Origin of the sequence: Paenibacillus sp. Y412MC10, assembly GCF_000024685.1 — a bacterium.
Taxonomy (GTDB): Bacteria; Bacillota; Bacilli; order Paenibacillales; family Paenibacillaceae; genus Paenibacillus_AQ; species Paenibacillus_AQ lautus_A.
Genome location: NC_013406.1, coordinates 5,980,857 through 5,997,677 on the forward strand (window position 1 = coordinate 5,980,857; position 16,821 = coordinate 5,997,677).

Consider the following 16,821-nt stretch of genomic DNA (forward strand, 5'->3'; position numbering starts at 1 on the left):
CTGCTCCCGTTCATCGCGTTTATACGTTATGCTGTTATGCAAATACCACATGATATCCGGCTCCCTTTACCGGGTATCTTTAACTCTTTAAGCGCTGCTTCGTTGTTATACGCCTTCTTCCTGATCCGAGTTCCAAGCTGCCTCAACATGCAAAAAAGCCTGCCATCTCTTATGCAAGAGACGACAGGCTATCCTATCGCGGTACCACTCTTGTTGACTTTAAATCCTAGGTCCATTGCAAACCCGGACCTTAAAGCCCCCTCCATCGCCAAATCACAAAGGATTTGTGCGCAGCCGTTCTCACGGAGGCCATCCCGTAGCAAGGTCAAGCTCCGCAATGTCATCTATGCCTTAGAGGCATTTCATTGCGCGAGGTTCCCCTGCTCCGCTCCCAGGTGAGTTCAGGCTCCTGTCGTCTGCGTTGCACCGTCCCGCAGCTCTCTTCATCCAAGGTTCACCTTACTGGTCCTGTTCTTTGCGTTTCAACATTCTGGAATTTGATCATGATTATACGTTCTGGACCACAGACGTGTCAAGAAGCTTTAGCTTAATGTTCCGCCCAATATTCCAGCGACATTTGCGGATCAGCCTTCATATCCAGCGGCGTAAAGCTCTCCCGCTTCCATTTCAAATGCGCCGCGGCCGCAATCATCGCTCCGTTATCGGTGCAATATTGAAATGGCGGGATCGTCAGCGGGATTCCTTCCTGCCCGCACCGCTCGGACAATGCTTGACGAAGTCCGCGATTGGCGGCTACGCCCCCGCACAGCAGCAGCTGTTTGGCATCGTATGCTTTGACCGCGCGAACCGCCTTCTCCACAAGCACCTCCACGACGGATTCCTGAAAGCCCCGGGCTATCGCTTCCGTCCGAACGTCCTCTCCACGCATTTTGCTCTGATTGACGACATTTAATACAGCCGATTTCAAACCGCTGAAGCTAAAGTCATAAGAATCCGGCTCCAGCCATACGCGGGGAAGATCCACGACTTCCTCGGCTTCCAAGGCCATTCGGTCGACATGTGGGCCTCCGGGATACGGGAATCCAAGCGCCCTTGCCACCTTGTCGTACGCTTCGCCAACCGCATCATCCCGCGTCCTGCCGATTAACTCAAAGCTGCCCTCTTCTTTCATGTAGACCAGCTCGGTATGGCCGCCGGAAACAACCAGCGCCATGCAAGGATAGGCGATGTCGCCCACAAAGCGATTTGCGTAAATATGACCCGCAATATGATGCGTGCCGATCAGCGGCTTGCCCAGCGCAAAGGCCAGGCTTTTGGCCGCCATGACGCCCACGAGAAGCGCTCCGACCAAACCGGGGCCCTGCGTGACGGCGATCGCCGACAAATCCTTCATTTCGATCCCGGCCTCGGCTACGGCCTGCTCAATAATTAACGTAATGCTCTCCACATGCTTACGGGAGGCCACCTCGGGCACCACCCCACCGAATGCTTTATGCGTTTCAATCTGGCTGGCAATGACGCTGGACAATACCTCGCAGCCATCCTTTACGACGGCAACCGAGGTTTCATCGCAGCTCGTTTCTATCGCCAAAATGCAGCTGTGCTGCCGGTCTATTTTTTCATCCTTCATGATAGCCTTTGACTTCCTTCCTCGCCATCGTCCTCCCGATAAGGGGGCAGATCTGCCCACATGATGAGTGCGTCTTCCTGGTTATCGGAATAATACCCCTTCCGGACACCGGCTGGTTTAAACCCTTTTTTGATATATAAACGCTGGGCAACGTGATTGGATACCCGAACCTCGAGCGTCATTTTCTCCATCCCCATATAGGCAGCGGTCTTCATCAGTTCCGACAGCAGCCGATCGCCCCACTTGCGTCCGCGATACTGCTCCAGCAGGGCAATATTCGTGACGTGCGCTTCATCCACGATCGTCCACATACCGGCATACCCTACGGTTCGGCCTTCGTATTCCATAATCATATAACGCGCAAAATGATTCAGTTTCAGCTCATTGTGAAAAGCTTCCTCGGTCCAGGGCACGGTAAACGCTTCGCGCTCCACCTCGAGAACCTCCGGTATATCCTCCAGGGTCATCAGCCGGAAGGACAAACCTTCTTCACCGTCTGCCGGCTTCTTCTGCTCGTCCATAACGAATCCTACGCTCCCTTCACCGCTTGCGCAGCAGGTTCGCTTCCGCTTCGGAAAGCTGTGTATAATTGGGCACCAAGGTATGCACAGCATCCGCTTCCCCGGCGAGTAATCTGGCTGCTCCCAGATACCCCATCCAGCGGCCCTCCAGCGAGTACGGATGAATCCGGAGCCTGTCTCCAAACCACGGCTCAAGCCCGCGAGCGGCCTCCGCATGAAGCTCCACTTCCCCGATAAACCATATGCAGACCGGGCGCTCCTCTTCAGGCAGCTTGCTGATTCGTTCCTCTATGGCTTCCACCCAGGACTGCATCAGGCGGATGCCGTCCGTCTCCATACGTACCGGCGCTTCCGCTTGGCGTTTTGAATCGGCAGCGAACAATGCCGTATACACTTGTCCCCGTCTGGCATCCAGCAGCGGAACGACCCAGTGGACTCCCTTTTCTGCCGCCGTCTCGCTCCATCCGGATTTCAAGCCCCCCCATGCCAAAGCATGCAGGCTGGATACCCCGACGACCGGAAGCTGATTGGCCCATGCCAATGTTTTGGCTGCGGTCACCGCTATGCGGATGCCCGTATAGGAACCCGGGCCCACTCCTACGGCAATGCCGTCTACCTGGTCCATGCCGATGCCGGCTTCCGCAAGCGCCTGATCCATCACGGGGTGCAGGTGCACCGAGTGGTTGCGGTCCGCATTCGTGTTAACCTCCGACAGCAGCTTGTCCTGCTCCATCACGGATACCGCCAGCGAAGCCGTTGACGTATCCAGCGCCAAAAACCGCTGCTGCGGCTTTTTGTCATTGTTGTTCATTCATGCTACCCCATTTTTCATTCAAATCCCGGCACCACTCGCCATAAGGCCCGCCCTGGCTTGAAAGTGTGATGATCCGGTTCGTTTCGCCCGTCGTTTCTAGCTGGATATGAAGATACTGCTCAGGCATAAGCTCGGTGATCAGGCTGCTCCATTCCACGAGACAAACCCCGTCACCATAAAAATATTCGTCCAGCCCAAGCTCATCCGCCTCATCGACCGACAAGCGGTATACATCCATATGGTAGAGGGGCAGACGCCCCTCATATTCTTTAATAATGGTAAACGTCGGACTATTCACAACCCCGTTCACCCCAAGATGCCGTGCAAATTGTTGGGAGAATGCCGTTTTTCCTGCTCCAAGATCCCCGTCCAGACCGATGACGGTCCCCGGCTCCGCCCTCGCGGCCAGCCAAGCAGCAAGCTGCTCCGTCTCCTCCAGACTGCTTGAAGTCATTCGAAACCGGCCCTCCGTACGGCCATTATTCACTGATAACCCACCCTTTATTTAGTTTGCCCATATCTCAAAATGCTTGATCTTCATTATATCGGTCCTCCCAATCCGCTGCAAGAACCGGGGCGGCCATTTCGCCGCGTTGGAAACTCCTGATCTGCCGATGGATGATATCCAATTATTTTTCAGAGGGCTGCGTTAACGGTAAAATATACGCAAACCAAACACACCTTATCCGGTTTCCGACAGTACGGAACCCCGAACAAGGTGTGTTTTCATGCCATTTCAAGCTTCTGCAAGGAAGCTAAGCCCCTTTAATCAGGCTACTCGCCTTCCTTTAGCCGGTCCACATTCACCGTCAGCGTATTGGTCGGACGGGAACCAACCTGAACGGTAGCCATCCCGTTCTGCGGATCGATCTGCTCGATCCAGACAGGCTCCCCTTCCAGGTTCACCTTGTAGGTATCCTTGGAGTTAAAAATCTCCACGGCGCGCTGCATCTCCATACGTTATGATCCTCCTTCTTCCGGTTCTCTTGGCGATTCGTCCACGACCTCCATCGTGTCGGTGGTAGACGGGCCGATCAGTCCGTTATCCATCGTGACATTGCCTCCGCCAAGGCCTTCGTTAATCATCCGGTCAATATCGAACATGGTAGATTCCCGAGAGATCTCGCTCTCCTCCGAGGTCAGGCTGTTCCAATCCACCATGTCGCCGTTCACCGGTTCGGATGCGGAATGGTCCGAGGCTCTGTCCTTCTGTATCTCTTCCGACGTTTCGGTTTCTCTAGACTCCATCTTGAGAAAATTACCTCCTTTTACAGGCAGCGTTCATCGTCAATATGCCACAAACAGGTTCTAATTATGCAATCCTGAGCTATAACTCATACTAGAGTCTTTTTTTGGGCACACTAATAGAGGTAGTTCAAAAAGTCCGCTTTTGATCACGAAGCGAATCAGGAAGCAGCTCGGCATCGAATCTTGAATTCAGCCGGGCCTTCCGGTGCTCACGTACCCAAAACGTACGCTCCGCTCCTGACGTCCCTAGCTTCATCCAACCTTCTCGGTGCTGAAAACCGACCTTTTTGAACACGCACTACTAGAGGTAGTTCAAAAAATTATAGTCGTCGTTTATAACGTTTACTACACGGTCATACCCAAAACATATTAGATATTGATAGGAGGTTTCATAGAATGCATACGGTTTGGAAGGGCGCAATCAGCTTTGGTCTGGTGCACGTGCCGGTGAAGATGTTCTCGGCTACGGAAGACAAGGATATTTCGATGCGGTACATTCACAAGGAGTGCGGCAGCCCGCTCTCCTACATCCGCAAATGTCCGGTATGTGAAGAGGAGGTTGCCTGGGAGGAGATTACGAAGGGCTATGAGTACGAGAAGGGGAAATTCGTGTTGTTCGAAAAAGAAGAGCTGGAGCAGCTCGCCGAAGCGAACAGTAAAAACATCACCATTCTGGACTTTGTCGATCTGACCGAGATCGATCCGATCTACTTCCAGAAGACCTACTATCTCTCGCCGGATCAAGCAGGTGCCAATGCATACCGGCTGCTGCTGGAAGCGATGAAACAGTCCGGCAAAATCGGCATCGCCAAAATTGCCATTCGCTCCAAGAGCAGTTTGGCTGCGATTCGCGTGCTGGATGAATGCCTGTCGATCGAGACGATTTTCTACCCGGATGAAATCCGGCCGATTTCGCAGGTCCCGAATTTGCCTGAGCGAACCGAGGTCAACGCCAAGGAGCTGGATATGGCCAAACTGCTGATTGATCAGTTGTCGACTCCCTTTGACCCTGAAAAATATACGGATGATTATCGCGAACGCCTGCTGGACCTGATCAACAGCAAAGTGTCCGGCGAAGAGATCAAGATTGCCCCTGCCCGTCAGGAGACCAACGTCGTGGATCTGATGGCGGCCCTTCAGGCCAGCATCGAGGCCGTCAAGCCGATCGGAACGGACCCGGGCACCAAGCCGAAGCCGCGTAAAACGACCCGGAAGACCGCTGCCAAAGAGCCTGCAGCCAAGGTCAGCGGCGGGGAAGCTGACGCGGATGCACCGAAGCCGAAACGCCGGGCGACCAAATCCAAGAAATCCGATTCCCCATCCTAAAGCCGCATGGGACAGTTGCAAAATTTGCTGCCGAAAGAGCCGATGGCTCCGATCTCGACGGATCAGATTACGACGGGCGAAGATTGGGGTTATCAGCTGAAATGGGATGGCGTACGCATTCTGGCCGGGCTTGACCAGAACCGCGTATCCCTGTATTCCCGCAAGCTGCTCGACAAAACATCCCTGTACCCCGAAGTCGTTCAGGCATTATCCGTCCTGCAGGATCGGCGTCTTCTCCTGGATGGCGAGGTCGTGTATTTTCATCCGGAGCTTGGCCGCCCCGTCTTTCAGAAGGTTCTCCAGCGGGAGCGTTCGCGTACGGTCAGTACGAGCGCTCCTCTGTTTACTTATGTGCTGTTCGATATCTTGGTGGACGGCGACGAGGACTTGCGCAAGCTGCCTTATCTGGAACGTCATCATCGTCTCAAGGAGACGGTTTCCGACATTCCGGGCCTGCTGACCGCCGATCTGTTTCTTGAAGGCGAACCGTTATGGGACTGGGCGGAACAGCGCGGTTGGGAGGGCATTGTCATGAAGCGCCTCTCCTCGCCATACCGTGAGGGCAAAAAGCATCGGGATTGGTACAAAAAGAAAATTGCCGTGAACATGGCTGCCTCCGCCGTCGCCATGATCATCAGGGAAGGTCGCGTAGCCAGCCTCGTCATCGCAGACGACGATGGGAACTACATCGGCCGGGCTTCCCTGGGGCTCAATGAGCAAACGAAGAAGAAACTGCTGCAATATGCCGAAAGCCATCGTGCTGACGCGATATGGAGAACGCTCCATACCGACCTGAAGAAAGAACAGCTGGCCTGGCTTAACCAGCCTTTATCAGTCCAGGTCACATTTCTCGAGTGGAGCCAGGATGGCATGATGCGCCATCCCAAACTCGTATCGATTGAGGGGGTGTAAACCATATGGCTCGTACCGTTAAAGGCACCCTGACGATCGAGGGGCAAGAGATTCAAATTACGAATCCCGACAAACCGCTGTGGCCGGAGGTCGGCATTACCAAGGCAATGTATTTGCAAAAGCTTGCGGCCATCTCGCCTTTCTTGCTCCGGTACTGCCGGGGCAGGCTGCTCACGACCATCCGGTATCCGCACGGAGCCCAAGGCGAATCCTTCTACCAGAAAAATGCACCCGAGCCGCTGCCGCCTTTTGTTCAGACTTATGTGCACGAAAATATTAACTACGTGCTGCTCAACGGGCTGCCGGAACTGCTCTGGCTGGGGAATCTGGCTGCGCTTGAGTTTCACCCTTCCCTGCATCTGGCAGGCAGTCATCTGCCCTGCGAATGGATGATCGATTTGGATCCCACGCTCCCGGAGGAGCCCCGGATTATGGAGGCGACGGCCATTGTAGGGGACGTGCTGAGCTCCCTGGGCCTGTCCTCCGTCCCGAAAACCTCGGGAGCGACCGGAGTGCAGATCATCGTTCCGATTCCGGAAGGCGTAACGTTCGATGAACTTCGAACGGTTGGCCAATTCGTGGGCCAATACGTGACGGAGAAGTTCCCGAAGCTGTTCACCATCGAGCGGCTGAAGAAGAACCGCGGCGATAAAATCTACTTCGATTATCTTCAGCACTACAGCGGGAGGACGCTCGCCGCTCCTTACACCCCGCGGGCTCGGCGGCTCGGGACCGTCTCCACGCCGCTCACGTGGGACGAAGTCCGCCAGGACGTTTCTCCCACGGAGTTTCACCTGCTGAACATCGAAGAACGGCTGAGGGAAAAGGGCGACCTGCTGCAGACCCTGCCGCCCCAACCGATCGAGAATGTCATCCGGCATCTGAAGCCAAAGGGTAAGGCGGCGTCAAAAAGGAAAGGATAGCTGCTCAACAGCGGGAGTAAGCTCCTCTCCGGAAACCGGGGCCGCCGGTTGAGGAAGCTTCCTTGGACGTACAGGAGCAGCCCATTCTCTCGCAGGGTGATCGTTGGCCCCTTCATCCGATGTATCGTTCTCCGAGGCTGCAATCGGTCCGGACCGGTTGACGGCAGCAGGTGCCCCCATGGTCAATCCGCTCAGCCCATATTCGTTCAACAGCCTGGACGCCATCGACTTGAAGGAACGAACGTAATGCTCTTCCGCATAAGCGCCTTGCCCATATAACTCGCGGTAGGATTGAACCACCTCGGGGAAGTGGTGTTTCAGCGTTTCGAGGTACCATTTCTTCACGTCGCGCGACAGTCTCAGCAAGGAGATCATCGCAAAGGAAACGCCTCTTTCCTTTGCCTGGGACAAGAGCTCCTTCAGTTCCGGCTCCTCGTCCGTCAAAAAGGGCAGCACAGGCGCCACAAACAAGCCTGTTCTAATGCCAGCAGCCGATAATCTGTGGATCGCATCAAGCCTGGCCTCCGGATGAGGCGATGCCGGCTCCAGCTTCCGGATGACGTCCCCGCTCAGCGTGTTGAGACTTATGTTGACGGACACGTTCTCCATCCGGGTCAAGATATCCAAATCCCTCAATACGAGCGGAGAACGCGTCGTAATGCTGGTAGAAATGCGGTATTTAGCGAGCAGCTTCAGACATTCCCGCGTAAGGGTCTCCTTGCCCTCGATCGGCTGGTACGGGTCGGTTGCCGTTCCGATCGTCACCTGTCCGATTGATCTCCGCATCGCTTCAATATCATAGTTAAACTTCCTCGCCGCGCTCGACAGCTGCTTCTCCAGCGCTTCCGCCGCATTCGACTTCATAAAAATATGGTGCTGGAACTCGTCTTCCGCTCCCATCCCGATAAACGATTGAAATGCGCGGGCGTAGCAAAAGCTGCAGCCATGTCCGCAACCTCGATACGGATTGATGGACCAATCGAAGGGCATCCGCTCTTCCTTCACTCGGTTTAATGTTTGCTTGGTGGTTATGCGTTCATATTGCGTACGAGCCATTCCGCTTCCTCCTCCCTGGACCTGCCATGCTCTATGTCATTATTCTTTATTTTAACAAACATATGTTCTTATTATAAGTGGTTTTTACTGGATTTACAAATCCTGATTCCATGAATGCTTCATGATGACCGGATTGAAATCGGTCCAATTACTCTTTATAATCAATATATATCAAGTGATATATATTGATCGTTCTACATATGAATAACCTAAGGAGCTGTAGACATCATGGCACCAAAAACGAAGTTTACCAAACAAGATATCGTGCTAGCCGCATTCGACATTGCCAAAACGGATGGCATCGAGTCCATTACGATCCGAAAAGTAGCCGAACGTCTCGGCAGCTCCATCGCGCCGATCTATGTCAATTTCAACGACGTCCAGGAACTGCTTCAGCAGGTCGCCGAAAGAGCCTTCCATGTGGCCAGAGGAATGATCATGGAGCAGCAATCCGGACAGCCGTTCCGGGATATCGGCATGGCAAGTCTCCGCTTTGCCAAGGAATATCCCGTGCTTTATCGGGATCTCATGATGAAGGACAATCCCCATATGAAGAATACGCCGGAACAACTGGGCGAAGTTATCGCATTGATGAGGCAGGATCCGGAGCTCGCGGAATTTTCGGATCAGGAGCTGCAATCTATTTTATTGAACATGCAGGTGTTTCAGACAGGTCTCTGCGTCATGGTGGCAAACGATCTGTTCACGAAGAACGTGGATGACGAGCAGATGATGAATATGATGGACGAAGCCGCTGAAGCGTTCATACGTGCTGCGCGTGCCCGGAAACATGAGGGAAACGGAATCTAAACTGAAGGAAAGAAAAATTACGATTCATGGGAGGTAGAACGGCAATGGGAACAATCCTGAAGCAAGCGGTTCTGGATGCATGTGTGACTCAAATCGCCAATAAAAGAAATGTGTTTAGCACAGTGATGTGCGTCGAGGACCAGGAGCGGTCATTGTCCATAGTCGGCAGCGGAGGTGATATGCAGCCTGACGACCGCTATTTCATTGCCAGCGTGACCAAGTTGTACGTGACTGCCGTACTCTTGATATTACGCGCCGAGCGGCGGCTCGAGCTCCATGATCCCATTGGCAAGCACCTGCCCGAAGAGATTATGACCGGGCTCCACAGGTTTAAGAACCGGGATTACGGCGAAGAAATCACCGTTCAGCATTTGATGTCCAATACGTCCGGCATCCCGGACTATTTCTCGGGAACCGTCTTCTCGAATCTGATCGCCGGGAAGGATCGAGCTTGGAGCCTGGACCAAGTCCTGGCCGCGGCCAAAAGGAAAACGCCTAAATTCAAACCGGGACAGCAGAAAAAAGCCCAATATTCCGACACCAACTATCGGCTGCTTGGCCAAATCATCGAGAATATCAAGGGCGAATCCATTCAAGCCGTATTCCAGGAATACATCTTCGACAAGCTCAAGCTGACGCAAACCTATTTTTATCATGACCCGGAGGATGCGTCCCCCGTTCCGTTCCATTACAAGCAGAAGCGACTGGACCTTCCCTTGTATATGGCATCAGTCGGTGCGGAGGGCGGGATCGTCTCCACGGCAAGGGAAACGATGACGTTTTTGCAATCCTTTTTTAACGGGGATTTGTTTCCGCTGGGGGATTTGAGGGAGCTCCAGAGGCAGTGGAACTTCCTGTTTGCTCCCGGCCCCTTCTTCTATGGCATCGGCATTTCAAGACAGCCGCTATCTCCTTTCAGTCTGGGACGCGGACTCATCGGCCACTGGGGCCAATCCGGGGCATTTGCCTTCCATCACCCGGAGTCGGGCCTCTATTTCACCGGAACCGTGAACCAGGCCGTCGGTCAATCCGCCGCCGTCCAGGCCATGTCGCGAATCATTCGTCATTATGTGCGCGAGAAGAAGGCGCTGCGCCTGCAAGCCGATACTCTTTAAACAAAAAATGGCTCCACCCGCGCTAACTCTCGCACCGGGTGGAGCCTGAAATGATTGTATTAATGGATTGCCTTTTTCTTAAAGCGGCCGCCCTTCACATCATGGATGTTGCCGACGGCTACGAAGGCCTGGGAGTCCCAGTCTTCCACAATGGATTTGAGCTTTGCTTCTTCCAGGCGAGTGATAACCACAAAGATAACCTTCTTGCTGTCTCCGGAATAAGCGCCCTCGCCTTCGAGGTAGGTTACGCCGCGTCCCAAACGCTGGGTCAGCGCATCACCGATCTCCTTATGCTTATCACTGATAATCCAAACCGATTTGGATTGATCAATGCCTTCAATGGTAATATCGATCAATTTAAACGCAAGGTAATACGCAATCAGCGAGTACATGGCATGGTCCCAGCCGAAAATGAAACCTGCGCTGCCTAGAATGAATACGTTGATGAACATCACGATTTCGCCGACGGAGAACGGCGTTCTCTTGTTGATCAGAATGGCCACGATTTCCGTCCCGTCCAAGGAACCGCCGGACCGGATAACAAGGCCGACCCCGATTCCGAGAAGCACGCCGCCGAACACGGCTGCAAGCAGCGGATCGATCGTGATCGGATCGACGGGATGCAGGAAATAAGTGCCGACGGACATGACCAATACGGCGAACAGCGTGGATAATGCAAAGGTTTTTCCGATCTGTTTATATCCCATAAACAAAAACGGAAGGTTGAACAAAGTCAGGAATACACCCAGCGGAATATCGGTGATATGGGAAACCATAATCGAGATTCCGGTAATCCCTCCGTCAATAATCTTGTTCGGCACCAGAAAGATTTCCAGCCCTACTGCCATCAAAATCGCGCCGAAAGTTAAGAACACCAGACGGCGGAGAAGCTTCAAGGTCGCTGAGCCTGCCTTGGGATTCTCCGGCTTCTGCTGCTCCGCTTTCACTTGCGCCAGAATCTTCACATCACTTGACATAAATCTCCCCCGTTCAACTTTATGAAACCAAGCTAATATATATTTATAAGTGGATCCTATATAAATATTCTATCATATAAATAAAAGCGGGACATAGATTTTTCGCAGTTTATCCTGCTTTTTACTCGGATTTCCGTCATTCTCACATCTCATGTAAAATATACTTTTACAGCAATGGCGACAGCATCCTGCACATAATTTCGGCCGCTTTCTGCCATCTTCCGCGCTGACGGAACACCTCCGCATCAATAAGCCTGCTATGTTGCAGATCTTCCTTAAAATCCGAAACCAACCGCTCAATAGGCAGCCGATCAAACAGCACAGCCGTCAGTTCGAAGTTACAGAAGAAACTCCGCATATCCATATTCGCCGTACCGACCGAACCGAGAAGCTCGTCCACAATGAGCACCTTGGCATGGATGAACCCTTTTTCATACTCGTAGAACTTGACTCCCGCTGCCAGCAGCTCTTCCACGTAGGACAAGCTTGCCATCTTGACGAGGCGGGAATCGGCGTGATCCGGAATAATGATCCGTACGTCCACGCCGCTCACCGCAGCCGTCTTCAGAGCTTCATAAATTCCTTCATCGGGAATGAAATACGGCGTGGTAATCCATATCCGTTCTTTGGCCACGGAAATCGCCCCGAAGCACATTTCCTGAATGGCATTCCAGTTCAGATCCGGTCCGCTGCTCAATATCTGCACTTGCTCCTCCCCGGTGCATTGATGCTCCGGAAACAGCCCGAAATCCGCAATGCGCTCTCCGGACGCGAGCTTCCAATCGTGCAGAAACACATTTTGCAGAAAATAGACCGCATCCCCCTTTACTTCCAGATGCGTGTCGCGCCAGTAGCCCATATTCGGATATTCGCCAAGATAGTCGTCCCCGACGTTAATGCCGCCCAGAAAACCGATCGTGCCGTCCACGACGACGATTTTGCGGTGGTTCCGGTAATTGATTCTGCGGCTGAACATCGAGACCATGGCGGGCAGGAAGAAATAGAACTCCACTCCCGATTCTTTGAAGCGCTGAATGAATGTTTTCTTGAGTTTATAACTGCCCAGCCCGTCACAAACCAGGCGCACCTTGACGCCTTCCTGCGCTTTTCGAATCATGACGTCCTGAAACTTCGTGCCGATCCGATCATGGCGAAAGATGTAAAACTCCACGTGAATGTGATCCTTGGCCTCCTCCATGGCGTTCAGCATGGCCTCATACGTCTCTTCCCCATCGGTCAACACCCGGCTTTGATTACAGCCCGTGATGGGACTCTCCGACAAGTGATTGAGCAGATTGAACAAACGGTCATTATGATGAAAGCCGGGATTGTTCATATCTCCTTTTCTTCGGACGACCGCCGCCCGATCCCACAAATGCGCCCTGATTTCCTGAAACAAACGGGAACCCCGCTTGCGAATCTTCAATCGCTTCTGGTAATCCTGCGCCACAAAGAAATAGAGTACAAACCCGATAAAGGGGAGGCAAAATAAAATAAACAGCCATGCCACGGCCTTGGACGGATTTCGAAACTCAAGCAGCAGCACCGCAACCATCTGCAAAATAAAAGTAATAAGTGCAACCAGAAGCCACACCATATCGGCAGCCTCCTCACGATGAATAATATATTGAGCAGCCCTTTGTCAAAACGTTTGAAATGAAAGACAAGCAATTAACTACACTACATCATTGACCAATTCCATATGTATTTATTCAATTACCCAATGCGGCGCCATACTGAATAAGTTCTCTTATCTAATAATTTTTGACATGTTCTTCGAAAGAATAGAATACATACTAGATAAGGAGTTGGCCAAGTCTAGCGGGTGCCCTTGTAAACCATAAATAATGCATGGAAGGGAGATGCCATGAAAACCGCACACCGTAAACAACGCTTAACCTTGCTGGTGCTTCGGGATGCCCAGCATTCAGTCAAACAGGTCCATCTGTCCAAACCTTTGATGATAGCGGTGCCCGCGGCCGCTATTTTGTCCATCGCCGGACTGATCGTTTCCCTCCAGATCCAGTCGGCTCAGACCATCTCGGGGCTGGAGCAGCAGCTGACGCTGAAAAGCCTGGAAGCCTTAAAGATGGAAGTGACGGTCACCGATAAGAATGAAGCCATCGAACGCCTAAATAAAGCGATCATTCAGCTATCGGGTGAAGCAGAGCAAACGAAGGTCCAGATGGAGCGCGTTCAGCAGCTGGAGCAGGAGCTTCAGCAGTTTATTGAGAAGCACGGCAGCCTGTCCGGCCAGACCTCCTCCATCGCTGACGAGGATAAGCAGCATGTCGGCGGTGAATTCATTGCCGTTCATGAGAATGAAATGTTAAACCTCGCCAGGGAGACCCAGGATGATTTCGAGAACATGCAGCAGTTGATTTCACGCATGGAGCAGCATATTCCGCGTACGCTGGATCAGGCCCAGGAAACCCAGGAAAGGCGTGAGGGCACGCCTTCATTATGGCCGACCACCTCCAAGCGGCTCACCTCGAATTTTGGTTATCGAAGCGATCCTTTTACCGGCCGCTCGGCCTATCATGCCGGCATCGATATTGCCGGGAAAACCGGCGATCCTATCTATGCCGCAGGTGCCGGCGAGGTGACGGCAGCGGAACGCAGCGGGGCGCGGGGGCTGTATATTGTCATCAGGCATCCGAATGGTCTGGAGACGTGGTACATGCATCTGGACAGCCTGGACGTGTCGGCAGGCGATCATGTCGAGCAGGGCGAAACGATTGGCAAGCTGGGCTCCTCCGGGCGAAGCACGGGCCCTCACCTTCATTTCCAGGTCGTCAAAAACAATCAGACGATTGACCCTTTGCCTTATCTGCAATAAGCACACCATCCATTTTCGAATAGGAGGAATGACAGATGAAGAAGAAAAACAAGAAGAAACGGGCGTCAGAGCGGACCGATACGCTGATCGGGCCAGGAAGCGAAGTGGAGGGCGTCCTGCAATGCGAGGATGACCTGAGGATCGACGGCCGCTTTAACGGCTCCATCGAAAGCCAAGGCTGCGTCACCATAGGCGAAGCCGCGATCGCCCGCTCCAATATTTCCGCTCGGGAAGTCATCGTGGCCGGCAAGGTCTATGGGGATGTGACGGCGGAAAATAAACTGACGATTACGACAACGGGGCAAATGTACGGGGATGTTCACGCCGCTTCCCTTATCGTTATGGAGGGCGGGCTTCTTCACGGGGCAAGCCGGATGGACCAGCAGACCTCTTCTCAGGAAGCCTCGGAATCCATTGACGCCGCACTGCCCCTTCAGCGTCCGGAAGCAGGTTAACCCGGCGTATGGACGACCACCCGAATTCGAACACGATATCCGCTTCGGCCGGATCCTGCAGCCGACACAATCAAAGAGCCCCTTCTCATCCATGTGACCCACACGGCGGAAGGAGCTCTTTTCTCATCGTTATGAATTACGCTGCTACGTCTCTCTTAGTGAAGGCCAGCCACGAGACCAGCATGAACAGTAAGCAATAGACGGCCAAAATCGCTACGGAAAAGCCCAGCCCCACGCCTCCCGGCCCGACCGGCGAGCTGATGTACCCGCTCAGATCGGTGTGAAGAAAGAGCAAATACTTCGCCCATACAAACCGCTCCGGGTTAAAGATAAAACCGAAGATATCCTTGGTGAACAGGACCAGCAGCGATAATCCAATCGCAAGGCCGCCTGAACGGAATACCGTGGAGAGCATAAATGCAATCAGCGAAATGACAAACACCTGGATCGTATCCGTCAGCAGGAGCAAGAGGGAATTGCTCATGGGCGATCCATCAAATCCGTCCGAGAATCCGGCATTGCCGGAGAACAGCAGCATCGAGACAGCGATGCCCACCACCATGGTGATTCCCGCACAGAGCAGCCCGAACAGACACAAGGCGGCGAATTTGGATAACAGAATCTTCCCCCGGCTCCACGGCCGGATCAGCAGCAATTTGATGGTGCCCCCGCTAAATTCCCCGGCCACGATATCCGCGGCGATGACAACCGTGAAGATCGCGCTGAGGTATATGGTGAAACTCTCCGTCCAAGTGAACACGGTCCAGACATCCATCGGCGCATCCGTCAAGTACAGCATGACAGGCATGGCCGCATTAAATAAGACAAGTATGCCCAGCATGACCCATGTCCGCACGCGGTAGTAAATTTTCATATTCTCATTGGCAACAAGACGGGTAAAGTTATTCAACAAGAGATCCCCCTCCCGTCATTTCCAAAAATTGATCCTCCAGCGACCGGGTTACCGGCTGTATGGCATATACGCGTATGCCCGCTTCGACCAATGCCGCATTGATGTCCGCAATCATATCCCGGTCACCGCGAACAAGGACGCGATGCTCCCGGGCTGTCGCCTGGTAGTCCTGGAGGAGCGCTGCGGCGGCGTCCGCGTCGCTGACGGTAAATGCCGTCTCTTCAAACATCCGCTCTCCCCCGTCCGTGCGAAGCTGCCGGATATCGACCAGCTTGCCGTGACGGATGATGCCGACGGTATCGCACATCAGCTCCATTTCCGACAGCAGATGGCTGGATACGAAGACGGTGGTCCCTTCCTCCTGCGTCAATCGCCGCAAATAATCACGCAGCTCCCGAATGCCCTGAGGATCCAAGCCGTTCGTAGGCTCGTCCAGGATCAGAAGTTTGGGCCGGTGCAGCAGCGCCTGTGCCACCCCGAGCCGTTGGCGCATCCCCAGCGAATAGGTCTGCACCTTCTCATGGATCCGGTTCCCGAGCCCGACGAGTTCCACCACTTCGTCGATACGCTCCTTCGTAATCCCCTGCATCATGCGTGCAAAATGCTTCAAATTATTGTAACCGGATAGAAACTTGTACATTTCCGGATTCTCGACGATCGCCCCGATCTGGGCAGCAGCCTGCTCATAATTTTTCCGAATGCTGTATCCCCCGATGGTTATATCCCCTTGGGTAATGGACATCAGCCCGACCATCATGCGGATGGTTGTCGTCTTGCCTGCCCCGTTCGGCCCAAGGAAACCGAAGATTTGTCCAGGTGCGATATCAAAGGTCACATCATCTACCAGAACCTTCGACGATATTTTCTTCGTAACCCCGAGCAGTCTTACCAGCGGTTCCTGCTTCATGTGAATTCTCCTTTGCCCCTAACGAAACAAGTTCAATATTCCCCATTATACACAATACCAGGCATGAGTCTAATAGACTCCGCTCCAAGCCGTCTGAATCAGTCAATCATTCAAAGGTCCTGCGCCATGTAAAATAGCTCATTGGATGCAGCCGTTTTGCACTTTCCACATATGCCCATAGGCATATCGTATCGATAGAAACCGGTTTTAAACACGCTGACTCCCTCGATCATCGACACGATCCGACGACAACATATACAGTACATTTTCAGTTCATTTTCCATGAATGTTCCACTCCCAATGAGAAATGGCTTGATATAATGGTTGTTGATACAGAATGTATCCTAATAAATTTGCACTCTTTTGTCAAACGAAAACATAAATATTTCTTGGCTATTTAAGGACAATTAGGTG

Annotated in this window: 18 protein-coding genes and 1 other annotated feature (1 of these 19 cut by a window edge); of the genes, 7 read left to right on the forward strand and 11 right to left on the reverse strand. The window is 53.0% G+C overall.

Annotated elements, in window-relative coordinates; translation table 11 throughout:
- Nucleotides 1-23 (reverse strand) — a binding site (T-box leader); it reaches 316 nt to the left of the window's first position.
- Between the two features lie 524 nt (nucleotides 24-547).
- The 6 genes from tsaD to GYMC10_RS26245 form a co-directional block, all read right to left on the reverse strand.
- Nucleotides 548-1,591 carry a tRNA (adenosine(37)-N6)-threonylcarbamoyltransferase complex transferase subunit TsaD gene (tsaD, locus tag GYMC10_RS26220; protein WP_015737292.1) on the reverse strand — a complete coding sequence of 348 codons (1,044 nt, stop codon included), beginning with the start codon at nucleotides 1,589-1,591 and terminating at the stop codon, nucleotides 548-550.
- Nucleotides 1,588-2,112, reverse strand: a complete 525-nt coding sequence (gene rimI, locus GYMC10_RS26225) for a ribosomal protein S18-alanine N-acetyltransferase (RefSeq protein WP_015737293.1) — start codon at nucleotides 2,110-2,112, stop codon at nucleotides 1,588-1,590. The genes tsaD and rimI overlap by 4 nt, the downstream gene beginning before the upstream one ends.
- Nucleotides 2,113-2,131: 19 nt before the next feature.
- Nucleotides 2,132-2,923, reverse strand: a complete 792-nt coding sequence (tsaB, locus tag GYMC10_RS26230) for a tRNA (adenosine(37)-N6)-threonylcarbamoyltransferase complex dimerization subunit type 1 TsaB (RefSeq protein ID WP_015737294.1) — start codon at nucleotides 2,921-2,923, stop codon at nucleotides 2,132-2,134.
- Complete coding sequence (gene tsaE / locus GYMC10_RS26235; protein WP_015737295.1) at nucleotides 2,910-3,380, reverse strand: tRNA (adenosine(37)-N6)-threonylcarbamoyltransferase complex ATPase subunit type 1 TsaE; 471 nt, start codon at nucleotides 3,378-3,380, stop codon at nucleotides 2,910-2,912. The genes tsaB and tsaE overlap by 14 nt, the downstream gene beginning before the upstream one ends.
- Before the next feature lie 320 nt (nucleotides 3,381-3,700).
- Entirely contained in the window at nucleotides 3,701-3,883 is a 183-nt protein-coding gene (locus GYMC10_RS26240) for an H-type small acid-soluble spore protein (RefSeq protein ID WP_015737296.1), read from the reverse strand.
- A 3-nt stretch (nucleotides 3,884-3,886) separates the two neighbouring features.
- Nucleotides 3,887-4,174 carry a hypothetical protein gene (locus tag GYMC10_RS26245; RefSeq protein WP_015737297.1) on the reverse strand — a complete coding sequence of 96 codons (288 nt, stop codon included), beginning with the start codon at nucleotides 4,172-4,174 and terminating at the stop codon, nucleotides 3,887-3,889.
- 396 nt (nucleotides 4,175-4,570) lie between these two features.
- On the opposite strand from GYMC10_RS26245, the gene GYMC10_RS26250 reads away from it, so the two are divergent.
- The 3 genes from GYMC10_RS26250 to ligD are packed head-to-tail and all read left to right on the forward strand — an operon-like array spanning nucleotide 4,571 to nucleotide 7,335.
- Entirely contained in the window at nucleotides 4,571-5,500 is a 930-nt protein-coding gene (locus tag GYMC10_RS26250) for a Ku protein (RefSeq protein ID WP_015737298.1), read from the forward strand.
- A gap of 6 nt (nucleotides 5,501-5,506) precedes the next feature.
- Nucleotides 5,507-6,412, forward strand: a complete 906-nt coding sequence (locus GYMC10_RS26255) for a DNA ligase (protein ID WP_015737299.1) — start codon at nucleotides 5,507-5,509, stop codon at nucleotides 6,410-6,412.
- 5 nt (nucleotides 6,413-6,417) lie between these two features.
- Nucleotides 6,418-7,335, forward strand: a complete 918-nt coding sequence (gene ligD / locus GYMC10_RS26260) for a non-homologous end-joining DNA ligase (protein WP_015737300.1) — start codon at nucleotides 6,418-6,420, stop codon at nucleotides 7,333-7,335.
- Here the strand turns inward: ligD and GYMC10_RS26265 are convergent.
- Nucleotides 7,318-8,391, reverse strand: a complete 1,074-nt coding sequence (locus GYMC10_RS26265; protein ID WP_015737301.1) for an SPL family radical SAM protein — start codon at nucleotides 8,389-8,391, stop codon at nucleotides 7,318-7,320. The two genes, ligD and GYMC10_RS26265, sit on opposite strands and share 18 nt — an antisense overlap.
- 228 nt (nucleotides 8,392-8,619) lie before the next feature.
- Between GYMC10_RS26265 and GYMC10_RS26270 the strand changes: the two genes are divergently transcribed.
- Together GYMC10_RS26270 and GYMC10_RS26275 are read left to right on the forward strand one after the other, a co-directional pair.
- On the forward strand, nucleotides 8,620-9,201 hold the full coding sequence (locus tag GYMC10_RS26270; RefSeq protein WP_015737302.1) for a TetR/AcrR family transcriptional regulator: 582 nt from the start codon (nucleotides 8,620-8,622) through the stop codon (nucleotides 9,199-9,201).
- Nucleotides 9,202-9,245: 44 nt separating this feature from the next.
- Complete coding sequence (locus GYMC10_RS26275) at nucleotides 9,246-10,316, forward strand: serine hydrolase domain-containing protein (protein WP_015737303.1); 1,071 nt, start codon at nucleotides 9,246-9,248, stop codon at nucleotides 10,314-10,316.
- Nucleotides 10,317-10,375: 59 nt separating this feature from the next.
- On the opposite strand, the gene GYMC10_RS26280 is transcribed toward GYMC10_RS26275, so the two are convergent.
- A complete protein-coding gene (locus GYMC10_RS26280) occupies nucleotides 10,376-11,293 on the reverse strand; it encodes a YitT family protein (protein WP_015737304.1) in 918 nt (305 codons plus the stop codon).
- A 166-nt stretch (nucleotides 11,294-11,459) separates the two neighbouring features.
- Entirely contained in the window at nucleotides 11,460-12,890 is a 1,431-nt protein-coding gene (gene cls / locus GYMC10_RS26285; protein ID WP_015737305.1) for a cardiolipin synthase, read from the reverse strand.
- A 270-nt stretch (nucleotides 12,891-13,160) separates the two neighbouring features.
- On the opposite strand from cls, the gene GYMC10_RS26290 reads away from it, so the two are divergent.
- Entirely contained in the window at nucleotides 13,161-14,132 is a 972-nt protein-coding gene (locus GYMC10_RS26290) for a M23 family metallopeptidase (protein WP_015737306.1), read from the forward strand.
- Nucleotides 14,133-14,167: 35 nt separating this feature from the next.
- The gene (locus GYMC10_RS26295; RefSeq protein ID WP_015737307.1) at nucleotides 14,168-14,587 is read left to right on the forward strand and encodes a polymer-forming cytoskeletal protein; all 420 of its coding nucleotides are present in this window, start codon (nucleotides 14,168-14,170) and stop codon (nucleotides 14,585-14,587) included.
- Nucleotides 14,588-14,723: 136 nt separating this feature from the next.
- On the opposite strand, the gene GYMC10_RS26300 is transcribed toward GYMC10_RS26295, so the two are convergent.
- Both GYMC10_RS26300 and GYMC10_RS26305 read right to left on the reverse strand, forming a co-directional pair.
- A complete protein-coding gene (locus GYMC10_RS26300; RefSeq protein ID WP_235201877.1) occupies nucleotides 14,724-15,497 on the reverse strand; it encodes an ABC transporter permease in 774 nt (257 codons plus the stop codon).
- Nucleotides 15,490-16,407, reverse strand: coding sequence for an ABC transporter ATP-binding protein (locus tag GYMC10_RS26305; RefSeq protein WP_015737308.1), 918 nt, complete (start codon nucleotides 16,405-16,407; stop codon nucleotides 15,490-15,492). The genes GYMC10_RS26300 and GYMC10_RS26305 overlap by 8 nt, the downstream gene beginning before the upstream one ends.
- Nucleotides 16,408-16,821: the final 414 nt, after the last annotated feature.